The 1,977-nt window shown below is 31.0% G+C and carries 2 protein-coding genes; one reads left to right on the top strand and one right to left on the bottom strand.

Features of this window, described 5'->3' with window-relative positions; genetic code table 11:
* Positions 1-525, bottom strand: a 525-nt coding sequence (locus EGI22_RS15480) for a hypothetical protein (RefSeq protein WP_255069340.1), incomplete at its 3' end; no start/stop codon positions are given.
* 153 nt (positions 526-678) lie between these two features.
* Between EGI22_RS15480 and EGI22_RS15475 the strand changes: the two genes are divergently transcribed.
* Positions 679-1,836, top strand: coding sequence for a cytochrome-c peroxidase (locus tag EGI22_RS15475; protein WP_255069339.1), 1,158 nt, complete (start codon positions 679-681; stop codon positions 1,834-1,836).
* Positions 1,837-1,977: the final 141 nt, after the last annotated feature.

The raw sequence follows: 1,977 nt of genomic DNA, 5'->3' as shown, positions 1-1,977 counted from the left end.
TTTTTCTTCAATTAATGCATTTTTGTTAATATGTTTAAGATTTACTTCAATATCATCTAACATATTGTTCCAGAGCTTCCAGTGCAGACGATTTATTGCTATTTCTAAATTGTCAATATTTTTAGCTTCTTTGCAATCATTTATATCTCCAATTTTAAGATATCCATTATCTGTTTTTTTGAAAAACTCCATATCAGTATAAAACCAAACAACTGTCTTCTTTTCTTCCATTCTCGACCCAAATTGATAATCATTTATTTTAATTACAATTTGATTTTTCTTGTTATTTATTGGTAAACTTGAATTTATAAAATCTTGAATAAGTAAATTTAAAGGCCCATTGGTTTCGAGTTTTTGAACAGAATCTTGACTAATAAAAGTAAAATCCTTATCAATCCTAGCATCAATGACTTTAATTACATTTATTTTTGAAGTAACTAAATTGAGTTTTTTAAAATAAGGGTTAAAATTAATCTGAGCAAAAGATTGAAAACTTAAGAATAGGAGAAGAATTAGATATTTCATTTATTATGGATTGTTTTTGAAATCTGAGAAAAAAGCATGCCATGTTTCTTTAAAAATTAGAAATATTTTTTTTAAAAATTCAGGCAAAAACTGATGTATTACATATTTTAAGGTTTATATTTTACATAGTTTTATTTCAAAAGACCTCATGGTATGCTCAGAATATTATTAATGGTATTGTTTTTTGGATTTATTTCCTGCCAAAACAAGAAGGAAAAAGAAGTAATTGAAGAAGATGATTCTCTCGTAGTTTCTGCACTTCCATTAGATATTCCTTTTCCAGAAAATAATCCTCATTCAAAAGAAAATGCTGACCTAGGTAAACTACTCTTTTTTGACCCAATACTTTCTGGAAATAAGGACGTTGCATGTGCCACTTGCCATCATCCTGAGTTTGGATTTGCGGAAAATTTGGAAATAAGTATTGGTGTAAATGGCCATGGTTTTGGAAGTAAGCGACAATTTAATAGCCCGAACGAAATCCCTTTTGTAAAACGAAATTCTCAAGCCATTGTAAATGTGGCTTTTAATGGCTTCAACTCTGAAAGTGAAGTAAATCCAAATAGTGCTCCAATGTTTTGGGACTTAAGAGCTGAAAGTCTTGAAAAGCAAGCACTTGAGCCTATTAAAACTATGGAAGAAATGCGTGGAAAATCTATTGAAGAACATGAAATTTTAGATTTAGTTGTAAAAAGAATCAAGTTGATTAAAGAGTATAATATGCTTTTTGAAAAAGCTTTTGGTAAAAATGCTGTAAATATTGATAACCTTTCAAAGGCTATTGCCACCTATGAAAGGACAATTGTGGCTAACAATTCTAGATTTGATAAATATATGCGTGGTGATGCTACCGCCTTGTCATATAATGAGATAGAAGGCATGAAAGCTTTTAGAAAAGCTGGGTGTATAAATTGCCACAATGGGCCAATGTTCTCTGATTTTAAACAACATGTATTAGCTCCAAAAGCAAACGAAAAACTCACTTTTTTCGATGATGGTATTAATAAAACAAATGGCTTTAGAACACCAAGTTTACGGAATTTAAGGCTTACAGCTCCCTATATGCATAGTGGGAAATTGAAAACATTGACCAATGTTTTGGAGTTTTATGAAGATTTAGCTGGAGGTACTATTGCAGAATCAAAAATTAATCCTGAACAAATTGACCCTTTGGTGAAGAAACTTAAAGTCAACTTCAAAGATATTTCTGCAATTGTTGAATTTCTAGGTACGCTAAACGATGAATCTTATGATAAATCTATTCCTGAAAAAGTGCCTAGTGGACTAAAAGTAGGAGGGGAGATTTACTGATATGAGGTATTTTACCCTATAAAAAAACTTAAGGCAGGCTTCAAAGAAGCCTGTGGTCCGATATCTCGGCTAAGTATATTCTATTCAAGCGAAAGGTCGCCCCCGCCTATCTATCAATCTATGGAAATATTTTTTGTAAGT

Origin of the sequence: Lacihabitans sp. LS3-19, assembly GCF_024343575.1 — a bacterium.
GTDB lineage: Bacteria > Bacteroidota > Bacteroidia > Cytophagales > Spirosomataceae > Leadbetterella.
The sequence above is the reverse complement of the archived record's forward strand: the minus strand, read 5'-3'. Positions and strand labels throughout refer to the sequence as shown.